The sequence below is a fragment of the Flammeovirga aprica JL-4 genome, assembly GCF_012844305.1.
Taxonomy (GTDB): domain Bacteria; phylum Bacteroidota; class Bacteroidia; order Cytophagales; family Flammeovirgaceae; genus Flammeovirga; species Flammeovirga aprica.
In genome coordinates this window covers 1-23416 of the sequence record NZ_JABANE010000088.1, presented here as the reverse complement: position 1 = coordinate 23416, position 23416 = coordinate 1, and the positions used below count along the sequence as shown (strand labels likewise).

Below are 23416 nucleotides of genomic sequence, written 5' to 3'. Positions count from 1 at the left end.
TTTGAAATAATCAAAAATTTCAATCCCCGAACACAATTCGGGTGTGCAAAAGTAATAATTAATTATTTCAAAGCCAATATTTTTTCAAAACTGATTATCTGCTTAACAAGAATTTACAGATTTAGCGTAATAATGACTTGATTTTCTTCTCAATAGGCTCTCTTTTGATGCCTTTTCCGATAATCACCATTTTATTTTCACGCTTCTCTCCTTCTTTCCAAGGTGAACCGATATTGATTTTTGATTCGTTTCTCACTCCTTGGATCACTACCTTATTTGTCTCTCCTTTAATATTAAATATTCCCTTAAAACGGAATATCACTTCAAATTGTAACTGGAATAAAACCGAAAGCCACATTTCCAATTTCACAGGATCTACTTCTCCCTCAAAAGAGAAAGAATGAGAAACTACTTCTCCATGTGCATGTTCATGGGCTGAAGGAACAAAACTAGCCCTCTCTTCTACCTTATCAGTATTAAAAGAGTTTAGATTCAAAATATCTTTGTCAATGATTTCTCCATTGTAATTTTTCTCTACTAAAGCTAGCGGATTCATTAGCTTTAAATGGAAAGCCATTTTCTTCACTTGATCCTCTGTAGACAAGTCACATTTTGACAAAACGATATAATCACTGAAAGCAATTTGTTTTGATGCGACTTCATGGTCTTGAAGTGACTGTTCAAAATTCACTGTATCTGCAATACAAATACATGCATTCAATTCGAATAGTTTCGCAATAGCAGGATCCCCTACAAAAGCTGCCGCAATAGAAGATGGCTCAGCAATACCTGTTGTCTCTACTAGCAAATGATCTATTTCTTTCCCTGAGTTCAGCAAGTTTCTCAATACATCTCTCAGTTCACCATTCAAACTGCAACAAATACAACCATTTGACAATTCAAAAACATCTTCTTGAGAATCGACTACCAAACCTCCGTCAATCCCTACTTCACCGAATTCATTTTCAATAATGGCAAATTTCGTATCGGGGTATTTATTGATAAGATTATTAAGGAATGTTGTTTTCCCTGCACCAAGGAAGCCTGTTATTAATGTTACTTTTATCATAGTGTTTTTTTCTCAAAAAAATATTTGACCGCAAAGTTAGTCAGCTCTGTTATAAATTGAAATCAATATCCAAATCTCCTCTCATAACATTATGTTTTCTTCACAAAAAAAGCGATTCAGGTATCGTTGTAAAACAAATTGATTCCGTATATTTGTATGTTTTGTGAATGTAAAATTAGAGTATAATCTTCCATTATGAAAATCAGAAAAGCCTATAGTTTTGATGATGTATTAATTGTACCAAAATACAATACCATCAAATCGAGAAGAGATGTTAGCTTCAAGACTAAAGTTACTAAGAATCACACTATTGATATACCCGTTTTAATTGCAAACATGGATACAGTTTGTGAAAGCGAAATGTGTATTGCTGTTGGTAGATTAGGAGGTTTAGGTGTACTTCACCGTTTCTTGACGATTGAAGAACAAGCTGACGAAGTGAGAAAAGTGAAAGCAGAAAATTTACTTTGTGCTGCAGCTTTGGGAATTAAAGATTACGAGGAAAGATTAGCCGCTCTTGCAGAAGCAAAAGTTGATATTATCGTTCTTGATATTGCCCACGGTCACTCAGAAATGACCAAAGAAACACTATTATTTATCAAGAAAAACTACCCACAAATTGATGTGATGGTTGGTAATATTGCCACTAGAGATGCAGCGGTAGATTTCTTAGAATGGGGTGCTGACGCTTTGAAAGTGGGTATCGGCCCAGGTTCAATGTGTACTACTCGTATCATGACCGGTTCGGGTGTTCCTCAATTAACAGCAATTGATGATGTGTACCAAGCAGTAGGAAACCGTATTCCGATTTGTGCTGACGGTGGTATCAAACAACCTGGCGATGTAGTAAAAGCTATTGGTGTAGGTGCTGACAACGTGATGGTAGGTTCTATTGTTTCAGGTACTGACGAGGCTCCTGGTGAATTGATCACTACTACTGAAGGAAAATTCAAAACTTACAGAGGTATGGCTTCTTTTGATGCAGCTATCAGTAAGTTGAAAAAAGACAATAAAAAATCAAGAGAAGTAATTTCTGTTGAAGGTGAAAAAACATTAGTTCCTTACAAAGGGCCTGTTGAGCCAATCATCAAGAAATACTTAGGTGGTTTAGCTTCTGGTATGACTTACCAAGGTGCTTTCACTCTTGATGAAATGAAAGGTAATGTGGAGTTTGTTGAAATGACAACTTCAGGTCTTTATGAGTCAAAAGCTCACGGAGTCCGCAACTAATCTTTCAAAAAAAGATCATGAAAAAGCCTTGCAATTTTATCAATTGCAAGGCTTTTCTATATACCATCACTAAAGAACACTATTGATTTTATCCAGCAGTTTTTGCGTGCCTGAATAATCATTTTTCTTTCGTTTTCCATGTTTGATGGCCTTTTCTGCCGCCACTTTAGCTTCCTCATACTTTCCTAAGGTATAAAGAATGTGAGCTTGGGTATCTAAATTGTAAAAACTAGCTTTAATAAGCACTGATCTATTGGCCCATGTAAGTGCTTTTTTCATATACTTAGCTTCTACGCCAGCTTCATAAAACTGCCACGAAAAATCATTTAACAATTCAAAAACGTACTTATCATTTTTCGCATCAAATAGCATTACTGCCTTATCTACACTCTGTGAAGCCTTACCCCATTCTTTTTTTGATATCCAATACTTGGCATCTTCAGACATCATATCAGCCTCAACATCTGATCTTTCCACAGTTTTTAATATCAATGCTTTCTCTTGTTCCCACTCCTCTTCTGTGGCTGTATCAGAAATATCATATAATGTTCGTAATGCTAGACCAAGATCTATACTTTTTTCAGATCCATACCCAAGTGCTTTTATAACTGCTTCAGAGTGCTTTTGATAAACTGCAACTACTTTTGAATGAATTGTTGCTTGAGTGACAGCCTTTCCAATCAATTTAAGGTTTTCAGGATCATTATAATCCTCTTCTACAAGCATATCCAACCAAGATGACAGCATTTTTTCATTTGGAGATAAGGACTCATAGGAAATCAAAAGGTAATTCCTCAAACGCTCTTTTGAAGGGCTTTCCTCAGATTCTATTTTTCTTTTTAGAGCAAATAGTTGTTTAGAAGGGTCCAATGCATCTTTGCCCCATTGTGCAAATTCTTTTGGTTTTGCCCCTCCCACTTTTTGATCTACAATTTGACCATCAGGTGAAAAATACAACAAAGTAGGAAATGCTTTCACCCTATACTTTTTAGCAAAGTCAATCCCTTCTCCTTTTTCCATATCAAGAGCTATAGAAATGTAATTTGCATTGTATACATCTCCTACTTCTTTTACAGGAAATATTTTTTCCTTAAGATACTTACACGGCCCGCACCATGTAGTGTACGCATCAACAAAAAGATGCTTGTTTGTTTTCTTTGCTTCCACTTTGGCCTCTTCCCAAGTACCTTCGGAAAATTGGATTCCTTGTGCATGCAAAGTGAAAGTCAATACTGTGAATAGAAATGTTAGATTTAATTTTCTCATTTTCATATTGAATAGTTAGAAGTGAAATTTATTGAAGAAAAATAAAAAACCCAAGGAATGATCCTCGGGTCAAAATTATTTATTGAATTACTTTATAATTTGACATCTCTAATATAGACGTATTTTCTCACTATTAAAACCAAGCACTCAAACTTACAGAGAAATTTCTTCCCGGTTCCGGAATATTCAACAATCTATACCTTGACAAATGACGCATATACACATTATCTGTGAGGTTATCAATTCTGAATAATAAATTTCCATAAACATTATTGATAGAAAAACCTGTACCCATTTTAAAACCTAAAACCGCGTAACCTTCTGTCTTTTTTTCATTTCTGTCTACTCTATTTTGAGCCTGTACTAACTCTGCATTAAAAGACACAAAGGGCTTGGAGAAGAAACTATGCTTTATCTGTGCAGTGTAAATGATCTCATTTAATGTAGATAAAGGAGGAATAAAAGGGAAAGATCTATTTAAATCTGTGTTGACAGCATAAACGTATTCTGTGGCATTATGAAATTTAAAAGAGGGAGAAATTTCCCAATCCAGCATAAACTCATTGCCGTAAAAATAACCTTCACTCTCTGTATACTTATAAATCTGACCAGCGTCTGGCAAAGGAGAGGCTTCTCCACTTGCGGATAAATAAATATAGTTTGAATAATAATTGAAGTAAGGATTAAAGGATACACTTAGCTTTTTCGAATTGTAAGCTAAGTTAATATCCCATTGATAACCTTGTTCTGGGTTTAGGTCTGGATTACCTTGTTCATGCCTGAAAGTACCATGATGTACACCATTCGACGCTAGTTCATTGGCTGTTGGTGCTCTAAAAGTTCTTGCAATATTAGTATTCGCCTCAATAAGCTTAAACATCTTCCATTTTAAACCTAGAGAACCCGTAAAGTTGTAGTATTCATTATTAATATCTTCTGCTCTCACCCATGGATTTTCTGAACCTGGAGGGTCTTTAAAGAAGCTGTCTGTAAATTTTTCTGACTGAAAAGAAATATAATCAAAGCGCAGTCCTCCAATCAAATCCAAATTATTGGATAAGGACAAACCTATCATACCATAAGAACCAATCGTATTTTGCATATAATTTGGAATCAAGAAATCATAACCGCTCCTTTTATTCTCCTGGAACTCATAGTTCACTCCAACTTCCCACTTACTTTTATCACCTTCTTTATCAAAATGTATATTAGTGGAGAAAGTTTCAAGATCTAAAGCATTCGCAACAAAACCATTCTCGTCTAATGTTCTTCCATGTCTTGTTGGATCAGAAAGTTCTTTACGATCATTGTTTTGATATCCTAAATCCAACCATAATATACCTCCCCATGTATCAACATGAGAATTTACTGTTAGCATTTGATGAATGATTTCTTGCCTTGGTATTTCAGGTTTTCTGGCATTACCAAAACTATCAATCCATGACTGTGTAGGAATGCCTGTTGCTCCTGGAAACAAACCTACAGTCTGATCAAACATGCTATAAGAAACACTTGTAATCCATTTATCACCACTGTAACCCACCATTCCTTTTAAAGAACCAATATTACCTCCTGTGTTGGCTAAAAAACCGTCTCTAATCTGATAGATCGCTCCTAAATATGAAAACTGATCTGCTGGAACCTGATAATTTCCAAAATCTTCATAACCTCCCGACAGATGATAGAAGAATTTATTTTTCTGAGCATTAACCTTGAAGTCTCCGCCAAAATACTGGTTATTGCTTTTATAATTCAATGCCGCACTACCTTCTACTTTATCTTCTCCGAGCGGTTCTGGTGATTTCATTCTAATCACACCACCCAAACCATCTGAACCGTATTTAAGCGTAGCGGCACCTTTTGCAATTTCTACTTCATCAACGGTAGACTGACCTATAGAAAGCCCATGATCCATGCCCCATTGCTGATCTTCCAACTTTACCCCATCAACACTTACAACAACTCTTGCCCCTGCCATTCCTCTTACAGTAGGTTTGGAAATCCCAACGCCTGTACTGATAAAAGACACACCTGCTGTTTTTGAAAGTGTTTCTGAAATTGTCGTTGCTCTTTGCGTCTCTAATGTGTAAGAGCTGATACTTTTTGTATTCAACCCAGACAAAGACAGTTCATCATGACCGTGACTATGCACATCAACAACATCAAGTTCTTGAAGAGATGGAACCAACAAAACTGTAGTTTTTTTCTCTGCTTTTATTTTGATTTTCTTTTCATCAAAACCTAAAAAATGGAAATTAAAAAATGCAGTTTCCTTTTGATAGTTAAAGTTAAATCTACCTTCATCATTTGTTAAGGTGATTACTTTGTCATTTTCAATATCCTTAATGGACACCCCTGCTAAAGGTGTTTTTGTTTCCGAGTCAATAACTTTTCCGTAGAAATGAAATTCTTGAGCTGAAAGTATAAAAGAAATTGAAAGAAATGAGATTGTTAAAATAAATTTATGCAACATAATTGCAAAATTATGAAAATTGGTAAGTATTAAAAATATTAGAAAACCAATTTAAATCTGTTAAGTACTGTGACAAAAGTTATGGCACTTTTTTAATGAAGAATTAAGAATGTAGAATTATGGTTCGTAAAATGGTTTTTATGGTGGTTCAGTGGACGTTGCAATGCAACATCCCTACAACTGTATCCTTCATAAATGATATTCTACCAAAAATTGAAAGTAGGCTGTAGGGACGTTGTACTACAACGTCCACTGAACCACAACACGAACCACTTTTTGCATTCAAAATGCCAATTACTTTTGTCCAAGTACTTAAGTACTATGACATAAGAAAAGGGATAATTTTAGCTTGTTATTTTTTATTCTAATCAAGGCAGATTTGCGGAGCATAGCCTTAGTTACGCGATAAAAATCTAACGAAGAGTAGGATAAAAAAGATAAGATAAAATGTCAGTTTACTTCTGTCCTAGTACTTATGGAATTAATTCATGTCTTAAAACATTTATCGATTATTGATTTCTATTTTCTGATGAATCTCCAAAAAAATACTGTATTAACAATGTTATCACATTAAGTAATCAAAAATGTGGAATTAGTAGAAGGAATCATCATTAGAAGATTTTGCCTAAAAAATAAGACAACAGTATAATTCTAAGGAAAGGATATGGGTTTAAAAATGGCAAAATGGTGTTTTTAAAAAATAAAATTTGAATTATACATTAAAAAACATCCTGATTTATTTCATTCAATAATAACGACTTACTTACTCCTTTACATTTTTTTACTAAAATTACTTCTATAGGATTTGCACTTTAAGAGCTTACACCCCATATTTGCACTCCGAAATGGCGAGGTAGCTCAGTTGGTTAGAGCGTCGGATTCATAACCCGGAGGTCACGAGTTCAACTCTCGTTCTCGCTACAAAATAATAACCGCAAGCATTGTCCGCTTGCAACCTGGCGAGGTAGCTCAGTTGGTTAGAGCGTCGGATTCATAACCCGGAGGTCACGAGTTCAACTCTCGTTCTCGCTACAAAATAATAACCGCAAGCATTGTCCGCTTGCAACCTGGCGAGGTAGCTCAGTTGGTTAGAGCGTCGGATTCATAACCCGGAGGTCACGAGTTCAACTCTCGTTCTCGCTACAATTAAAGCTCAAGGTTTCATTACCTTGGGCTTTTTTTATGCCCTTCAAAACCATCATCAAGTACAGCTGCAATTAAAATTTAGACCTTAAACATGCTCTACTTTGATTCATATTTTATACATTTGACAAAATTTTGCAATGAGGGTATTTAATGGTAATTAAATACTCCGTTTTTAACCGAAAAAACACATACTAAATCATGAGTGATCAACAAACACTAAAGAAAATCGCCCTAAATGATGTTCATGAATCATTAGGTGCTAAGATGGTTCCTTTTGCAGGTTACAACATGCCTGTAAGATACTCATCTGACCTAGAGGAGCACAAAACGGTACGTAATGGTGTAGGTGTTTTTGATGTTTCACATATGGGTGAATTCTTTTTGAAAGGCCCAAAAGCATTAGACCTTATCCAAAGAGTTTCTTCTAATGATGCTTCTAAATTATTTGACGGAAAGGCTCAATATTCTTGTCTCCCTAACGAAGATGGCGGTATTGTAGACGACTTGATTATCTACAAAATCAAAGACGAAGAATACATGTTGGTTGTCAATGCTTCTAACATTGAAAAGGACTGGAACTGGATTGCTGATAGAAACACTGAAGGTGTGGAAATGAGCAATGCTTCTGATGAAATCTCTTTATTTGCTGTTCAAGGTCCTAAAGCGGCTGAAGCAATGCAATCATTGACAGAAGTGAATTTATCAGATATGACTTTCTATACTTTCGAGAAAGGAAAGTTTGCAGGTGTGGACAATGTGATCATTTCAGCAACAGGTTATACTGGTGCTGGTGGATTTGAATTGTATGTCCCTAATAAAGATGCTGAAGAGGTTTGGAAAAAAATCTTTGAAGCAGGTGTTGATTATGACATCAAGCCAATCGGTTTAGGAGCTAGAGATACACTACGTCTAGAAATGGGTTACTGCTTATACGGTAATGACATTGATGACACTACTTCTCCTCTTGAAGCTGGATTAGGCTGGGTTACTAAATTCACGAAAGAATTTACAAACTCTGAAAACCTTGCAAAGCAAAAAGAAGAAGGTGTAACGCGTCGTTTAGTAGGTATTGAATTAATCGACAGAGGTGTTCCAAGAGGTGGTTATAAAGTGACTACACTTGAGGGCGAAGAGATTGGTCATTTAACTTCAGGCACTATGTCTCCTATGCTAGGAAAAGGCGTAGCACTAGGCTATATTAATAGACCTCAAACGAAGTCAGGTACTGAAGTAATTATTGAAGTAAGAAACAGAAAATTGAAAGCTGTAGTAAGTAAACTTCCATTCTACAAAGGATAGATTCAAACTCAGTAAGTTAAGTACTGTGACAGAAGAAAAGGGATGATTTTAGTTTAATATTTTTTATTCTAATCAAGGCAGATTTGCAGAGCATAGCCTTAGTTACGCGATAAAAATCTAACGAAGAGTAGGATAAAAAAGATAAGATAAAATGTACCTTTACTTTTGTCACAGTACTTAAGTACTATGACAAAAGTAAACGAGTGTTTCGTGCACCATAGTTAAAACTATGGGCAGGTGATACAACAATCTAATCAAGACTAAAGTCTTGAAGATTGATAACGTAAGCAACACTTTAGTGTTGGTGGAGTCTGTATCACCTGCCCATGACTTCAGTCATGGTGCACGTAATTATTGTTCCATTTCTTCTGTCCTAGTACTTATTCAATTTGACATAAGAAAAGGGCAGTTATTATAAAATAACTGCCCTTATTTTTTTCTTGAGACGGTCTTAATTGGCAATTTCTAATAGAGAACTTGCTTGTTTATCTCCTTTTTTCGTTAAAGAAGTTTTCGTTCTCTTATACTCTACACGAGTGTTCTTGATAAAACCTTCTTGTTCTAAATAGTGCATGATCTCTTTTATTTCAGCACTGTTTGATGATACGCCTAAATGCTTTGCGATGTCTTCCATAGAATCTCCTGCATTTAAACAGAGACCCATTAAAAATTTTTGGATTTTTTGCTCTCTAGTCATGATAGTTATTAAAATGGTTACTAAACGAAATAGAATGTGTCTTTTAAAAAGTTAATCTAATATACTATTTTGAAACACAAGTGTTTAACTAACACGATATAGAGTTACACAATACTTGAAATATTTATTTATTTTACTAAAAAATTACAATTCAACCTGTTGTATAGAAATATCTTTCCCAAAAAACTGCTGCATTTTCTTTAAAGCATTCTGTTTATGCTCTGGCTTTACATGCATGGCTACATTTACAAAAGCACCCGTAAGTGCCACTAAGTCATCTGTAAATCCTATTCCTGGTGCTATATCTGGAATTAAATCCAAAGGGAAAATAAAATAACCTAGCGCCCCCATGATCATTAATTTTGAACCGCTGGGAGTATCTTCATCGATCATGGTATAAAATAAAGTGATAGCATAAAATGTAAGCTTCATACCTGCTTTTTGAGAATATTTCCCGAGCTTTTCCCAAAAACCTTTTTCTGTAAATTTGGAAGAGAACTTCACTGATTCCTTTCCAATATATTTAACGATTCCTTTGTAATTCATTATTAACTGATTTTTCGTTTTAAATAAAGTTATTTTTGGCTTGGTACTTTAAATACTACAGTAAAGTAGCAAATACACTATTATTATGCCATCGATACCCTTGATTTTCAATTTCACGTATAATAACTGCCTTATACTTTTCTACCAATTTTGGCTTTATTTTTCCATCTATCTTAGAAATCTGTGTTGCAATATTACTTAAGGTGATTGGTCTTGATGATTTTCTTAAATGTTTTTTCACCAAATCTTCTATCAACAAACTTTCATCATCAACAATCACTTCTTCTACTATTTCAGAATGTGCATTATTAATTGGTGTTTTCCCCAATCCAAACAACTCTAATATATTCTGATTAGTGGTCACAGTATCTGCATCTCTGGCAAGTCCATTTGTATAATTCTTTTGTATTTCAATTAATCCCAACTTAATCAACTTCCTTTTTGCTCTGCTCACCACCGACAAAGACACATTAAGCTCTTCAGCCACTATGGCGTTAGGTTCAGTAAAAGAATTGTTCAATGTATAAAATTGTAAAATTACTGCCTCAGTAGTATTAATTTTTTTTTCTTTTATTAATTCAAAAATCAAGCTCATCGAAGTATGTGTTTAGTTGTGTCATATCTGAATATATTAGATAACAACCCGTATACCAATTTATGTTAAATTATTTTCCAATATAAATCAATATTTTAAAAGTCTTAATCTATCCTAATTAAAATTAAAATCAGTGTCTATATCCAACCGTATTTTGTCAATGAAGTATACTTAATTAACCAAAACTTAATTTTATTAATACAACTAAACAATCAAAAAAAATGAAATTCTTGAGACTAAAATTGCTCTCATTAATGTCAATTTTGGCATTTCTGACAGCCTGTGATCCTCAAGGTCCTCAATCAGCAGACGACTATGACGTGGTCATCACTAATGTAAATCCCGAAGCTGATTTCGAAAGCAAGAAGACCTTTGGAATGCCCTGGAAAGTAGTACATGTTGGCGACACTACGGAACATGAACCAACTGATATGGACCTCGTCATTCTTAATACAGTGAAAGAGGAAATGCTTAAAAAGAACTGGGAATTTGTTGATGAAAATGATTCTCGTAAACCTGATGTAGTTGCTCTTTGCTACTCTGTTACTACCACCACTTATTATACATGGTGGAACTGGTGGGGTGGTTATCCAGGTTGGGGCTGGGGCCCAGGTTGGGGCTATCCGTGGTACCCTTACCCTATTCAAGGAATTGGTGCTTACCAAAAAGGTACAATCTCAATTGAACTTGCTGACAATGTACCTACACAATTGCCTGCTACATTAAATGAAGGTGACAGTATAGCTGTTCCGATTCTTTGGGAAGGTTTAACCAACGGTTTTACTACTAATAGCAAAGACGAACAAAGAAGAGCGGAAAAGAATATTATACAAATGTTTGAACAATCTCCATATTTGAATAAATAATTACAACAATAAATCATTATGAAAAAAATACTTTCTATTTTGATCACACTTGTAGTTATTTCAGGTGGATCAGCATTAGCACAGGAAAACATTATAAGTTTAACTTACAGTATGGCTGCCCCTGCCGGAAACACAGCCGATTTTACTGGTGATGCAAGTTTCAGAGGTGGTACTTTTGACTACAGACACTTTATTAATCCTAATATGAGTGTTGGTTTCTCAGCTGGGTTCCAAAGATTCTATGAACACAAAGGTTTCACTACTCAACCTATTGGTGATGGACATATTTCTGGGCAAAATTATACTTACATCAATGAAATCCCTCTAATGGCTACTTATCATTACTATTTTGGTCTTGAAGGTGGCGTGAGACCGTATGTTGGCGGTGGCATTGGCGCTGCTCATTTTGAATACTCTGATCAGATTGGTTCTGTGGCATGGGTAGACAAACAATGGCACTTCAAAGTTGCTCCGGAAGTGGGTGTTTTGGTTCCTATTGGAAGAACTACCTATTTCCATTCAAATGTAAAATATAACTATGCATTTGAAGCGAACAGTATTCCATCACAGTCTTATTGGAGCTTGAACATTGGCTTTGCTTTCGACTTATAGAAAATGGTAATATAGTTAGTAATAATTTAAGGTCGGCAATTCATTTTGCCGGCCTTTTTCATGCTCAAAAATTCTATTTCCATCAATCTACAAGTTTTATTACAAATCGCCCTTCCTCCTCTTTTCTTTATTCAGAATATCTTAAAAAATACGATTCGCTTCATTTTTGTTAATAAAAAGTGAATATTTTTAGACAAGCCTAAAAATAAAGTTATATTTACAGCAGGAAGTTGACTTTGGAAATTCTAATTGATCAACTGATTGTTATCAAACATACAAAAGGTTTACGGTCGCGATGGGTATTAAGAATTGGTTAAATACACTACTACTTAAAAGGGTGGATCAGAGCATAATTGAAGAAGATGTTTTGAAATACCTCTATAAAAACGAGGAAAAGAACAAGGTTTCTAACTTTCAAGAAATCGATAATGAGCTCTTATTTTCTTCTGATCAAATCAGCAAAAGCATTCAGCAGTTAATTCAGGACAGAGCAATCTCTAAAGTTGAGAATACTCTGATTCTTGAAGAAAAAGGACGTATTTCTGCAATTAAATTAATCCGCAGACACAGGATTTATGAGAAATACCTCTCTGAAAAAACAGGTTTTTCTAAAAGTTCTTGGCATCACAAGGCCGAAGAAATGGAACATGCGCTGACGGATGAAGAAGTGAATTTGATGTCGAAAGAATTAGGAAATCCTCAGTTTGACCCTCATGGCGACCCCATCCCTACCAAAGACGGAAAACTTCCTAAGCTAAAAGGAATTAGCCTTTCAAAAATAGAACATAATTGCACTGTAAAAGTTTTACATATAGAAGATGAACCTAGAGAAGTTTATAAATCTATTATAAAACAAGGTCTGCATATTGGATCCATCATGACCATCAATTTCACATCTTCTATGTATGCCACTGAAGGTCACGCTTTGGATTTCGATAGAAAAGACCTTAAAAACATAACAGTGCAAGTGTTGGAAGAGGAAGAAGAAATACCAAAAGGAATTGTGAGGTTGTCCCATCTCAAAAAAGGTGAGCAAGCAGTGATTACGGGCTTGTCATCTGAATGCAGAGGGATTAACAGAAGAAGATTGCTTGATCTTGGTTTTGTAAAAGGTTCAAAAATCATGATCAATATGGTCAGTCCTCTTTCAGATCCAACAGCCTTTTTAATCAGAGAAACTTTGATTGCGCTTAGAAAAGAACAAACGGACATGATATTAATTAAAAAAATTAATAATGATGCAGAATAATACACAAAGTGCCTGCGAATCATGTGCCCACAACCCCAATACAAGTTTAAAGAGATTGGGTGTTGAGGTAGAAAATACAGATTATGTAATTGCTCTCGCAGGAAATCCGAATACAGGAAAAAGTACTGTTTTCAATAATCTAACGGGATTAAAACAACATACGGGCAACTGGCCTGGAAAAACAGTAGGAAGAGCAGAAGGTGGTTTTATGTTCAATGAGAATAGCTATAAAATCATTGACCTTCCTGGCACCTACTCTCTGATGTCAACTTCTGAAGACGAAGAGATCGCTAGAAATTTCATTCTTTTTGGAAAACCTGATGTTACGATTATAGTAGTAGATGCTGGCCGATTGGAAAGAAACTTGAACTTAGTATTGCAAATTTTAGAAATAACCGACAAAGCTGTACTGTGTTTGAATTTAATTGATGAAGCAAAACGTCATAATATCACAGTTGACGAGCGAACGTTATCAAAAGATTTGGGAATTCCGGTTGTAGCTACCTCTGCTATCCGCAATGTTGGTATACAAGATCTATTAAGAACGGTAGATGACGTTGCAAAGGGAAAAATAAAATGTACTCCTCATAGAATTAAAAATGTCCCAAAGGAAATCGATAGAAAGGTTTCTAAGATTCAAGCTTCAATTGAAAGTTTATATCCAGGGCTGCCTAATGCTAGGTGGATTGCTTTCCGTCTTTTAGATGGGGATGAAGATATTATCAAAGCGATTGAGGAAGGAGAATTTATAAACGACAAATAAACGACAATGGACAAGGAAAATGCCATTAAAAATCTTTTAGAGGAAGCGGCTGAAACGAGGTGGGAAATTGGACAGGAATTTCATGATAAACTCTCTGAAAGTATTTACCAAAACGCCGCTCAAATTGCAGACAGGACGGTAATTAAAGAAGGACAAAAGGAAAATTTTAATATTGACAGAACCATAGACAAAATTGTTACAAGTCCTATCTGGGGCTTTCCAATTATGTTCTGTGTTTTGGCTATCGTTTTATGGCTTACTATTATTGGGTCAAATTACCCTTCTCAGTTTTTAGCTTTTTTACTGCTAGACAATGCCTATGAATGGTTAAGGGCTTTTGCTATTGATCTTGGTACGCCATGGTGGTTAAGCGGTTTTTTAATAGATGGGGTCTTCCTGTCATTGGCTTGGGTCATTTCTGTAATGCTCCCCCCTATGGCTATTTTCTTCCCTTTGTTTACCATTCTGGAAGATTTAGGTTACTTACCAAGAATTGCTTTTAACCTTGATGCTCTTTTTAGAAAATCAGGAGCACATGGCAAACAAGCTTTGACTATGAGTATGGGTTTTGGCTGTAATGCAGCAGGTGTGATTGCCACAAGAATTATTGACAGTCCGAGGGAAAGGTTGATTGCAATTATCACCAACAACTTTTCACTCTGTAATGGACGTTGGCCTACACAGATCTTACTCGGAACGATTTTCATTGGACAGATGGTACCTGATTCGTATCAGAGTTTAGTTTCTACGGCAAGTGTAATTGGAGTCGCATTATTGGGTATTGCATTAACCTTCATGACTTCTTGGGCTCTTTCAAGAACTTTTCTGAAGGGTGAAGTCTCTTCTTTTACATTAGAATTACCTCCTTATAGAAAGCCTAGAATTTTACAAACCATTTATACATCGCTTATCGACAGAACATTGATTGTACTGTGGAGAGCTTGTTTATTTGCAGCTCCAGCAGGTGCAGTGATCTGGCTAGTTTGTAATATCACAATTGGAGAAGATTCCATTGCGAATCACTTGATTTACATCCTTGATAACTTTGGATTATTGATCGGTTTAAACGGCGTAATTCTTTTAGCGTATGTTCTTGCTATCCCTGCCAATGAAATTGTCATACCTACTATACTGATGCTAACGGTAATGACTTCCTCTATCACAGGTTATGGTTCAGGTGACGGTGTAATGTTTGAATTAGATTCGATGGGCAATACTCACGATGTGTTAGTAGCAGGCGGATGGACTCTGCTTACCGCCATCAATGTGATGCTGTTCTCCTTGATACATAATCCATGCAGTACTACTATCTATACTATTTATAAGGAAACGAATAGTTTAAGGTGGACCACTCTTGCCTCCATCGGACCTGTAATTTTAGGCTTTATTGTTTGCTTTGTTGTAGCACAGATCTATTATTTGATGTAATAGCTTCTTGTTACTTTCTTTTTAATATAAAAATGGCTATCGGATTTTACGCTGATAGCCATTTTCATTTTTATATGTTTTAGAAAGGAGGATCATTCGACGGAGGCGGTGCCCCATCATTATTGTCTCTATTCAGTTTTGAAGGAAGAGTTTGGAACTCCTGCCCTGAATCTTGACCACCTTCATTAAAATCTATATCTGGAGGCATGGCATTCATCTGATCAAATGTCACTTCACCCGGCATTCCTGCACCTGTATCTGGCAAACTTGAAGGAATAGCTGGAGCACCGGCAAAACCACCATGCATTCCTGACATCATATCTTCAGAAGACATGAATGAACCATCTTCCCAATCTGCAAACTTTGTAAACTGACCGATGAATTTCAAGCGAACATTTTCCAATCCACCACTACGGTTTTTGGAAATAATCACCTCACCCATTCCCTTTGTTGAGTTTCCTTCTTCATCTTCATCCAAACCATAATACTCTGGACGGTACAAGAACATTACCATATCGGCATCTTGCTCGATTGAACCTGATTCACGAAGATCGGAAAGTTGAGGTCTTTTATCTCCACCCCTAGTTTCCACCGCACGGCTTAACTGAGAAAGTGCAATCACTGGAACATTCAATTCCTTTGCAATTTGCTTCAGTGATCGTGAAATAAAGGCAATTTCCTGTTCACGGTTACCTTTCGATTTACTATCACCTCCACTCATCAGCTGAAGGTAGTCAATCACAATCATCTGAATATCATGCTGTGCTTTCAACCTTCTACACTTCGCTCTCAATTCAAGAACTGTCAGTGCGGGTGTATCATCAATATATATTGGTGCTGAAGATAAGCTAGATGTTTTATCCACTAACCTTCTCCACTCTTCATCCGTAAGATTACCTTTCTTTAATTTTTCACTTTCCAATTCTGCCTCAGCGGAAACCAAACGTTTCACAAGCTGTGCAGCAGACATCTCTAGTGAGAAAATAGCAGTTGGTTTACCAAAACCTACAGATGCATTTCTACAAGCTGATAAGATAAAGGCCGTTTTACCCATGGCAGGACGGGCGGCAATGATAATTAAATCAGAAGGTTGCCATCCTGAAGTTACCCTATCAAGATTTGTGAACCCTGAAGGAACACCCGTAAAGTCATTATCATTATCTCTCAGCTCTTCCAGTTCATGAAATACTTCCTTCACTACTTCATTCATGCCCATGTAGTTTTTACGTACATTTTCTTCAGACACTTCAAAAAGAGAAGTTTCCATTTTATCTAAAAGATCGAAAACATCTGTGGTATCTTCATAAGCTTTCACTTGTATTTCATTCGAAACATTAATCAATTTTCTCTTGATTGAATATTCTTGTAAAATACGAGCATAGTGAAGAACATTGGCAGAAGAGGTAACACTTTGTGTCAAACGGGCAATGTAACTTACACCTCCCACTTTCTCTAACTCTCCTGACTTTCTTAACTCAGTGACAATCGTCATATGATCAACAGGTTCACTTCTGTTGAAAATACCTACAATTGCATTATATATATATTGATGTGCTTCTCTATCAAAAGTATCCGTCTTCAAGACCTCAATTACTTCATTGAGGGCTTCTTTCTCTAGAATCAATGCTCCTAAAGTCACGCGTTCCAATTCGTGATCACAAGGCCTTTTTTTGGCATTCATCAATTCTAGACCAACATTGTCTGGTTTATTTTGATTAAAAGCAGATTGAATTAAACTACTTTTACTACTAGACTTCTCCATAGCTACAAAATTAAGGAGATTTATTCTAAAATTTAGGTTTTAAGCCAATAGATCTTCAAATAAGTGTGATATAGTTTACTAATTTATTGATCTTAAAAAGATTCCTATAACAACATGTTTATGTTGTATGCAATATTTCAATAATCAAACATAATCTATCATTATTTCTAGGTGAACAAATTTGGTCTTATTGATAAAGATTTACAATATGATGGATTGATTTCAATACGAATAGTAGTCTATTCGTCAAAATTTAATAAATTTGCACTTCAAAAGTAAAAGAAGGGGTTCCTTTTAATTTTACTTTTAAGTACAATGTCAAAATGAATGAATCAAGCAATTCTGTTTTGCTTTATGTGGGTGTTAAACTGAAAAATGGGATGATGGTAGGACTATTTCAAGTTTAATCAAAAAAACAGCCACAAAACATTTATAGGAATTGCAGTCAGTCAAATTTGAATTGATACTTACATTATACATCATATTATTTGAATTTTATACTATCAATAGATATACATGAGAGTTCATTTTATTGCAATAGGTGGAAGCATTATGCACAACCTGGCAATCACATTACAGCAAAAAGGTTACAACGTGAGTGGTTCAGATGATCACATCTATGAACCTGCCTATTCTAACCTGAAGGAGTTTGATTTACTTCCTGCTGAAATGGGATGGCACCCTGAAAAAATTACAAAAGATATCAATGCTGTAATTTTGGGGATGCACGCTCAAAAAGACAATCCGGAATTAGTAAAGGCTAAACAATTAGGACTTAATATTTATTCTTTCCCTGAATATATCTACTCTCAGACTAAGAATAAGCAACGTGTTGTAGTGGCTGGAAGTCATGGTAAAACTTCTGTAACTTCAATGATTATTCATGTGCTGAATTACTGGAACATTGAATGCGACTACCTTGTGGGTGCGGCGTTGAAAGGTGTGGAAAGACCTGTGAAAATTACGGATAGTGCTCCTGTTATCATTCTGGAAGGAGATGAATATTTATCTTCTCCATTAGATCCTAAACCTAAGTTTTTAAATTATCATCATCATATCGGCGTTATCACTGGTATTGCATGGGATCATGTAAATGTTTACCCTAAATACGAGGATTACGAAAAGCAATTTGAATTGTTCGTTGAAAATTCACCTAAAGCAGGTGTAGTTTTCTATAGCGGAGATGATAAAACTTTAAAGAAACTTGTAAAAAGACTTGACATCTCTGGCGATGTTGATCTTGTTCCATACGACAAATTAAAGTCGAAAGTAAAAGACGGAAAAACAATTATTACAGCGGGTCATGTAAATACGGAAGCTAAAGTTTTTGGTGACCACAATTTACAGAATATGTCTGCTGCAATGGAGGTTTGTAAACGTCTGAATGTAAGCAAAGATGAGTTTATTGAGGCAATCGCTTCTTTTGAAGGCGCTGCTTTAAGAATGCAATTAATCAAAGAAACACCTAACACAAAGGTATTCAGAGATTTTGCTCACTCACCTTCTAAAGTACAAGCTACTGTACATGCCGTTGCAAAACAGTATTCTAAAGAAAAGCTTGTGGCTTGCCTAGAGTTACATACTTTTAGCAGTTTAACTTCATCATTCTTATCTGAATATGAAAAAACACTAAAAGAGGCTTCAATTCCTTTGGTGTACTTCAACCCTAAAGTGGTAGAAAACAAAGGCTTGAATACCATCACAAAAGAAGATGTTTTTGCCGCTTTCAAACAAAAGAACGTAGAAGTCTTCACTGATGAAAAAGCACTTCAAAACCGTTTATTAGAGATTGACTGGGAGAAGAAAAACCTTCTATTAATGTCTTCTGGACAATTCAACAAAATGCCAATTGATGAGCTAGTGGAAGAGATCACTAAATAGTATTTTTCTATATAAATTATTCTAAAAGGCGTTGGGTTGATTTCAATTCGAAAATACAACCTAACGCCTTATTTTTTTAAGACCTATGAAAACAAATATTTCACTTCTACCTTACCATACTTTCGGGGCTAAAGTAAATGCTGATTTCTTTACAACTTTTTCCAATAAAGAAGAATTAAAAACTATACTCCAACAAAAACCTGCAGATCAAAATTTCATCATCCTTGGAGGAGGCAGTAATATCCTTTTCACACAGGACTTCCATGGAATGATCATCAAAAATGAAATCAGAGGTTTTGAGGTACTTTCTGAAAATGACACACATGTAACGCTGAAAATTGGTGCTGGAGAAAACTGGCATGATACGGTAATGAAAACAGTAGAAAAAGGCTGGCAAGGTATTGAAAACCTCGCTTTGATTCCTGGTACTGTTGGGGCTAGTCCTATCCAAAATATTGGTGCATATGGTGTAGAAGTCAAAGATGTTATTCAAAGTGTGGAGTTTTATCATTTTGAGAAAGATGAAACATTTGAATATAGTAATCAGGATTGTCAGTTTGGTTATAGAAATAGTGTTTTCAAAAACGAGCTGAAAGGTAAAATTGCTGTTCTTTCTATCACTGTAAAGTTAAATAAAGAATGGAATTTCAATACAAGTTATGGTGCTATTGAAGATGAGATCAGAGCACAAGAAATCACTCACCTCACCCCTCTTGATTTAGCAAAAGTGATCATCAAAATCAGAGAATCTAAACTTCCTGATCCGAAAGAAATTGGCAACTGTGGCAGCTTTTTCAAAAATCCTGTATTACCGAAAAGTGAGGCCTTAAAAATCATAGAGAAATATCCTGAGGCTCCACATTATATTGTAAGTGATGAATTTATAAAAATTCCTGCAGGATGGCTGATTCAAACTGCGGGCTGGAAAGGGAAATCACTTGGCAATGTGGGTACTTACCCTAAACAAGCTTTGGTATTGGTCAACAACGGTGGTGCTACTGGTGAAGAAGCATGGGCATTGGCACTTCAAATTCAAAAGGATGTAAAAACGCAATTTGGTATCAAAATAGAACCTGAAGTGAATATTATCTAAATGAGACCCATATTATCCAAAATATTACCTGCATTTGGAGTAATTCTCTTTATTTTGATGATGGGAACAATTGGTTTTATGGCGACTTCAAGTACTCCCGTAGAGCCAATTGATGCTTTCTTTATGACAGCAATTACCATCACTACAATCGGCTATGGTGAAGTTATTCCCCTAGACAACAACCCAGTCGGTAGATTTTTTGCTATTTTTATAGCATTCAGTGGTATTGGTACTTTTACCTATATTGCCACTTCACTATCAGCTTTCTTCCTGGAAGGCCATATTCAAGAAGAATTTGTTAAAAGAAGAAGTTTACGCATGATCAACAAACTAGACAAACATCTCATTATATGCGGCTTAGGAAGAGTAGGCTTAAAAATCGCAGAGGAATTAGATAAAAGAGAGAAACCTTTTGTTTTTATTGAAAAGGATAATCAGGTCTATCTCAAACATCGAAAAATATATAAGCACGCTTATGGTATTGTGGGCGATTGCACCGTTGACGACATTTTGATCTCAGCAGGAATCGAAAAAGCTGAAGGAGTATTTGTCTGTACAAACGATGACAATCTTAATCTTGTGACCACTTTATCATCAAGACAGCTTAATGCTGAGGTTAGAATTGTATCGGCCAATAAATTTCCTTCTTTCAAAGAAAAGCTCATTTCTGTTGGTGCCGATGAAGTGGTTTCCCCACACTCTATTGGCGGTAGAAGAATGGCAATGGAAATGCTTCGCCCTACAATTACAACATTTATTGACGCCATACGAAGAGAGAAATCAGACTTTTTCAAGCTGGAAGAGGTCCATATCAATGAGCCTTATGTTGGACAAAAACTAGAAGCATTAGAAATACACAACCTACCCTCCACTCTTGTACTGGCCATCAGAAATAATGACGATTGGCAATTCAAACCAGACATCAATACAATACTAAAAAGCGAATCTGTATTGGTTATCATGACAAATGCCGAAGAAAAAGCGTATATTCAAGAACGCTTATCAAAGTAATAGATGAACTACAAAAAAAAAGTACTGCCTTTTCTGCTGATCTATCTCTTCTTTTTCACCAATTTAGGATTAGCACAAAATAAAGATAGAGCACAAACTCTCGTACATTCAGACGAGGATAACAACTTTATGCTTCAAACTTCAAAAGGTCAAATACTGACCGGTTTTGGCTATGGTTTAGGTTTTGCTTATCAGAACCGTAATTTGGGCTTTACCAATAGTAATGTTTTGATCGATGCTTTTGGTACCATATATGCCGGCTATTTTATTATTGATGAATTGATGATTGGCGGTTTCTTGCATGGAGGTTTAAGAACTTTATCTTTTACTTACGATAATAAAAACATAGAAACTTTCCTTGGCGGAGGGCCGAGAGTAAGAAAATACTTAAAAAGTGGTATTTTTGGAGAGTTATCCTATGCTAGAAGTAAAACGCGTATCACCTATACTGTACAAGACAATACTGCAAAGTTTGATGGCTACGGCAATGTTTATGGTGTAAGTATAGGGTTTGGTAATTTCTGGACACCAAGAGTTTCACTTGAAATTGTCCTGAATTACTATTACATAGAAAGCCATTATGATATTTATACTGTACCAAATACATCAAGTAATTTCAGTATAACAGCAAGTATCAGCTTTGCAACAAAGAAAAAAAATCGAATTCAATGAAGCCAACATTTGGACTTTGTATATATAGTACCCTAGCGGTAAGAGGTAAAGCAGCTCACGCCTCTGAGATGACCACCCAATTGTTATATGGTGAGCTTTATAAAGTGTTATCCATAGATGACAAAAAAGAGTGGATACAGATCAAAATGCTGAAAGATGATTATGAAGGATGGATCACTTATGGCCAACATAACGAGGTGGCTCCAGAGTATGCCGAAAGGTATATGAAAGAAGAACACCCAGTTGTCACCCGTTTGATCTACCCTATTTTTGACAATCAGAAAACCATTAATTTATCCGTAGGGTCTACCCTGCCTTTTCATTATGAAAAGTGTAATTCCATGCAATTGAAATACGCTCAATTGCACAGTGTTTTACCTTCTAAAAATGAGGAGCACCCTTTAAGTACGGCTGAAAAATACATGGGTGTACCTTACCTTTGGGGCGGACGTTCAATATTTGGTATTGATTGTTCTGGATTCGCTCAAACTGTAATGGGAGCACATGGAGTAAATCTGCCAAGGGATGCGTATCAGCAGGCTGAAATTGGTACTAAAGTTTCATTTTCACAATGCAAACCCGGCGATTTAGCTTACTTCAACAATGAAAAAGGAAGAATCACTCATGTCGGCATTGTATCTGGAAAGGAAAAAATTATCCATTCCTCCCACTTTGTAAGGGAAGATATTTTGAATACCAATGGAATTTTCAGTAACAGAGAAGGCAAGCAAACGCATGAGCTTTCACATATAATGAGGGTCTCTAAAAAGTTTATTTAGATTTATTAAGAAATTTACTAAAAATTCAATAACAAAGTATATACGTTAATTATATATCAAACATAACTGCTTTTAGTTATGTTTTTTTTATTTATATCTTTTTTAGGTTGGTTTAAGTCCTTAAAAATGCTTAAATTTATTCAACATCAATATGTTACTGCAAAAAATGGTTAATCATGTTCTCACCGATTTTTACCCGAAATCATGAGAAATTTTAATTAACATCACTTATTGATGAAATTACTTTCAACAATTTAGCCGGAACTAGCCATGGCCATCATGATTTTGATGGCTTTTTTTATTTTTTAAAATTGGATTAAAACATAAAAGTTCTTCTCTTCCGGATCAAATAAAAACAGGTACTCTATTGATCCTTCAATATCCCCCTCTTTATAAGCATAGTAATAACCCATTGACTCTAACTTCTCTTTTATTTCCACCCCTAAACTCTTCCCATTTTCAAGACATTTTTCCATATCATAGGTTACAAAAACTGGCGTTCCTTTCCACTTATGATTTGCAAAGGAAAATGAAGGAAAATATGTAACAAAATCATTATTTACTATATTTTGAGGGCTAATAGTTTCAATCTGATATTTACCTACAGAAGAACCAAAAAAGTTGATATTTATATAATCCTGCTTCTCAAAATTAGCTTCAACACCAAGAATATCTCTACTATTTTCCTCCCATACAACCTCTCTAGAATAACTTGTTAAGTAAAAAAAAGATAGCAACTTCCAAAAAAGAAAGACAGTGATGCTCACCAAAAAAGCAGACCAAGTATACCGTTTTTTCATAATATTGATAAAAAGGAAATGTCCCCAAATCAAACAAAAAACAACTAAAATAATACTAAGTATATGACAAAAATTGATTGAACAGCATTTCTAGCTGTTCATAAAATTTATTTTGTAGGCATTGAGAAAGTTTCTCTAAGCCATATTTAAATAAACTTTTGGCTTTCCTTCCATGAGAT

At 35.4% G+C, this 23416-nt stretch carries 20 protein-coding genes and 3 tRNA genes; 15 read left to right on the top strand and 8 right to left on the bottom strand.

From position 1 onward, the window contains the following. Positions 1-121: 121 nt before the first annotated feature. Complete coding sequence (locus HHU12_RS24635; RefSeq protein ID WP_169659398.1) at positions 122-1069, bottom strand: CobW family GTP-binding protein; 948 nt, start codon at positions 1067-1069, stop codon at positions 122-124. Between the two features lie 195 nt (positions 1070-1264). Here HHU12_RS24635 and HHU12_RS24630 point away from each other — a divergent pair, with 195 nt between their 5' ends. Then, positions 1265-2299: a guanosine monophosphate reductase gene (locus HHU12_RS24630; protein ID WP_169659397.1), complete on the top strand. Its 1035-nt coding sequence runs from the start codon at positions 1265-1267 to the stop codon at positions 2297-2299. A 69-nt stretch (positions 2300-2368) separates the two neighbouring features. Here the strand turns inward: HHU12_RS24630 and HHU12_RS24625 are convergent, their stop codons facing one another. Both HHU12_RS24625 and HHU12_RS24620 read right to left on the bottom strand, forming a co-directional pair. Continuing rightward, positions 2369-3565 carry a thioredoxin family protein gene (locus HHU12_RS24625; RefSeq protein WP_169659396.1) on the bottom strand — a complete coding sequence of 399 codons (1197 nt, stop codon included), beginning with the start codon at positions 3563-3565 and terminating at the stop codon, positions 2369-2371. Positions 3566-3698: 133 nt separating this feature from the next. Continuing rightward, the gene (locus HHU12_RS24620; RefSeq protein ID WP_169659395.1) at positions 3699-6038 is read right to left on the bottom strand and encodes a TonB-dependent receptor; all 2340 of its coding nucleotides are present in this window, start codon (positions 6036-6038) and stop codon (positions 3699-3701) included. An 847-nt stretch (positions 6039-6885) separates the two neighbouring features. Between HHU12_RS24620 and HHU12_RS24615 the strand changes: the two genes are divergently transcribed. From HHU12_RS24615 to gcvT, 4 genes are all read left to right on the top strand, one after another. Further along, a tRNA-Met gene (locus HHU12_RS24615) sits at positions 6886-6959 on the top strand. Between the two features lie 37 nt (positions 6960-6996). Continuing rightward, a tRNA-Met gene (locus tag HHU12_RS24610) sits at positions 6997-7070 on the top strand. A 37-nt stretch (positions 7071-7107) separates the two neighbouring features. Beyond that, a tRNA-Met gene (locus tag HHU12_RS24605) sits at positions 7108-7181 on the top strand. Between the two features lie 201 nt (positions 7182-7382). Further along, on the top strand, positions 7383-8483 hold the full coding sequence (gene gcvT / locus HHU12_RS24600) for a glycine cleavage system aminomethyltransferase GcvT (RefSeq protein ID WP_169659394.1): 1101 nt from the start codon (positions 7383-7385) through the stop codon (positions 8481-8483). 451 nt (positions 8484-8934) lie between these two features. Here the strand turns inward: gcvT and HHU12_RS24595 are convergent, their stop codons facing one another. From HHU12_RS24595 to HHU12_RS24585, 3 genes are all read right to left on the bottom strand, one after another. After that, positions 8935-9180, bottom strand: a complete 246-nt coding sequence (locus tag HHU12_RS24595) for a hypothetical protein (RefSeq protein ID WP_169659393.1) — start codon at positions 9178-9180, stop codon at positions 8935-8937. 144 nt (positions 9181-9324) lie between these two features. Then, on the bottom strand, positions 9325-9726 hold the full coding sequence (locus HHU12_RS24590; RefSeq protein ID WP_169659392.1) for a YkvA family protein: 402 nt from the start codon (positions 9724-9726) through the stop codon (positions 9325-9327). A gap of 55 nt (positions 9727-9781) precedes the next feature. After that, positions 9782-10321, bottom strand: coding sequence for a helix-turn-helix domain-containing protein (locus HHU12_RS24585; protein ID WP_169659391.1), 540 nt, complete (start codon positions 10319-10321; stop codon positions 9782-9784). A gap of 221 nt (positions 10322-10542) precedes the next feature. Here HHU12_RS24585 and HHU12_RS24580 point away from each other — a divergent pair, with 221 nt between their 5' ends. The 5 genes from HHU12_RS24580 to HHU12_RS35105 all read left to right on the top strand — a co-directional run bounded on the left by HHU12_RS24580 (position 10543) and on the right by HHU12_RS35105 (position 15239). Next, positions 10543-11187 (top strand): DUF4136 domain-containing protein, encoded by a 645-nt coding sequence (locus HHU12_RS24580; RefSeq protein WP_169659390.1) that lies wholly within the window; start codon positions 10543-10545, stop codon positions 11185-11187. A gap of 18 nt (positions 11188-11205) precedes the next feature. Next, on the top strand, positions 11206-11799 hold the full coding sequence (locus HHU12_RS24575) for an OmpW family outer membrane protein (RefSeq protein ID WP_169659389.1): 594 nt from the start codon (positions 11206-11208) through the stop codon (positions 11797-11799). Between the two features lie 337 nt (positions 11800-12136). Next, entirely contained in the window at positions 12137-13048 is a 912-nt protein-coding gene (locus tag HHU12_RS24570) for a metal-dependent transcriptional regulator (protein ID WP_169659388.1), read from the top strand. Continuing rightward, complete coding sequence (locus HHU12_RS35110) at positions 13035-13811, top strand: FeoB small GTPase domain-containing protein (protein ID WP_205959986.1); 777 nt, start codon at positions 13035-13037, stop codon at positions 13809-13811. Before HHU12_RS24570 ends, HHU12_RS35110 begins: the two co-directional genes overlap by 14 nt. Before the next feature lie 6 nt (positions 13812-13817). Beyond that, the gene (locus HHU12_RS35105; RefSeq protein WP_205959985.1) at positions 13818-15239 is read left to right on the top strand and encodes a ferrous iron transporter B; all 1422 of its coding nucleotides are present in this window, start codon (positions 13818-13820) and stop codon (positions 15237-15239) included. 79 nt (positions 15240-15318) lie between these two features. Here HHU12_RS35105 and dnaB read toward each other — a convergent pair whose 3' ends face one another. Next, positions 15319-17001, bottom strand: a complete 1683-nt coding sequence (gene dnaB, locus HHU12_RS24560; protein WP_169659387.1) for a replicative DNA helicase — start codon at positions 16999-17001, stop codon at positions 15319-15321. Between the two features lie 516 nt (positions 17002-17517). Here dnaB and HHU12_RS24555 point away from each other — a divergent pair. The 5 genes from HHU12_RS24555 to HHU12_RS24535 all read left to right on the top strand — a co-directional run bounded on the left by HHU12_RS24555 (position 17518) and on the right by HHU12_RS24535 (position 22437). Continuing rightward, positions 17518-18882, top strand: coding sequence for a UDP-N-acetylmuramate--L-alanine ligase (locus tag HHU12_RS24555; protein ID WP_169659386.1), 1365 nt, complete (start codon positions 17518-17520; stop codon positions 18880-18882). Positions 18883-18967: 85 nt separating this feature from the next. Then, positions 18968-19975, top strand: a complete 1008-nt coding sequence (gene murB, locus HHU12_RS24550; protein WP_169659385.1) for a UDP-N-acetylmuramate dehydrogenase — start codon at positions 18968-18970, stop codon at positions 19973-19975. After that, entirely contained in the window at positions 19976-20986 is a 1011-nt protein-coding gene (locus tag HHU12_RS24545) for a potassium channel family protein (protein ID WP_169659384.1), read from the top strand. Between the two features lie 3 nt (positions 20987-20989). Further along, on the top strand, positions 20990-21658 hold the full coding sequence (locus tag HHU12_RS24540) for a hypothetical protein (RefSeq protein WP_169659383.1): 669 nt from the start codon (positions 20990-20992) through the stop codon (positions 21656-21658). Further along, positions 21655-22437 (top strand): C40 family peptidase, encoded by a 783-nt coding sequence (locus HHU12_RS24535; RefSeq protein WP_169659382.1) that lies wholly within the window; start codon positions 21655-21657, stop codon positions 22435-22437. Before HHU12_RS24540 ends, HHU12_RS24535 begins: the two co-directional genes overlap by 4 nt. Before the next feature lie 305 nt (positions 22438-22742). On the opposite strand, the gene HHU12_RS24530 is transcribed toward HHU12_RS24535, so the two are convergent. Next, positions 22743-23237: a hypothetical protein gene (locus tag HHU12_RS24530; RefSeq protein ID WP_169659381.1), complete on the bottom strand. Its 495-nt coding sequence runs from the start codon at positions 23235-23237 to the stop codon at positions 22743-22745. Positions 23238-23416: the final 179 nt, after the last annotated feature.